The following is a 1,232-nucleotide window of genomic DNA, read 5'->3' on the forward strand; positions in this document are numbered from 1 at the left end:
GTGATACTTCGTGGGGCATTATTCTTTCCGGGGGTAAAACTAAAATCATTTCATGTGCTCCCCTATAAGGAACGGTAACCGCCTCCCAATCATTGTAATTGGCATATCCTGAAGAATTAATTACTCCATCCATAAATCTTTCTAAAGCGACTATTTGACCATTGGGTAAAGTAAATACAGTTTCTCTGCTTCGAGCCTTAAAAGACCTTTCCCAAAGCCCCTTGAAGTAAACAGAATTTATAAGTGCCAGGCTTGTGTCTGCTTGCCAATCACTTTCCTGACAAAAACGTGGAACCATACCATGGGTTAATTGGCAAAACAGGTTATTGAGTTCTTGGGCAAGGCTTTGTAAGGATGCACGATCAGAGAAGTCGACGTTATCACGAATATCGGCGTTTATTTGTTTAAGTTTTTCTCTATAAGTTTCCTGTAGTCCATGTGAATTGGATAAGAGCAAGCAATTCGCAACACAATATTCGTCCTGTCCACAAGCTGTTGCGCTTGATGCTGCAGCACCGGCTGGCTCAGAGTAATCGTCACCCAGGCAGCTTTGGAGTAATTGCCTGGTTGCACCATCTGCACCCGTGAGTAAAAGTGCCAGTGACTGGAAAAGGCCATCAGGGGACATGACGAAATTTCCGGGAATGACTTGCGCTGCTTGCCTGAATATATTTATGGCCAGCGCCAGAGTTCCCTGTGATTCAGTCGATTGTGCACCAGAATTTGAATCAGGGTTCACTGCTGCTGTCGCTCGGGGAAGAGTTGGACTGTCTTGAAGATCATCATCAACATCGTCTAGAAGATCCTCATCATCAACATAAGAATCAGAGGAATCAGAAATATGAGAAGAATGAGAATATCCTTTTCTTCGACACAACGGGCAGGGTTCGTTTTCTTTCAGGAAGCCATCACTGAATTCGAGTCCGCAATATTTGCAGTTCATTGCCAGAAGTTGTGAGGGTAGCAATAGGAAAGAGAGCAAACAGACTAACACCGGGACGAGCCTGTACTGCCAGGCAATATCGGAAGATTTTCTTAGTAAAACCATGTTTGTACCTGATTAATGACTTCAATTTTAGGGTTTGTCTCGGAAAAACCTCCCTGTTTTATGGGTTGCTACCTTGCTTAATGGTCAACCGAACATGCAATCTGGAATCAAACTATAGGATAGTTTCCTGGCTAGCAGCCTGTCGGACTTAAGCGTCCGTAGCGAGGATTGCAAGAAATTGAGG

1 protein-coding gene is annotated in these 1,232 nt (G+C 44.0%); it reads right to left on the reverse strand.

All coding sequences use genetic code 11. The features are described from left to right. Positions 1–739: serpin family protein (locus tag KDK18_RS09010; RefSeq protein ID WP_257254570.1), on the reverse strand; the 739-nt coding region annotated here is incomplete at its 3' end. Positions 740–1,232: the final 493 nt, after the last annotated feature.

It is taken from the genome of Endozoicomonas sp. SESOKO3, from assembly GCF_024606255.1.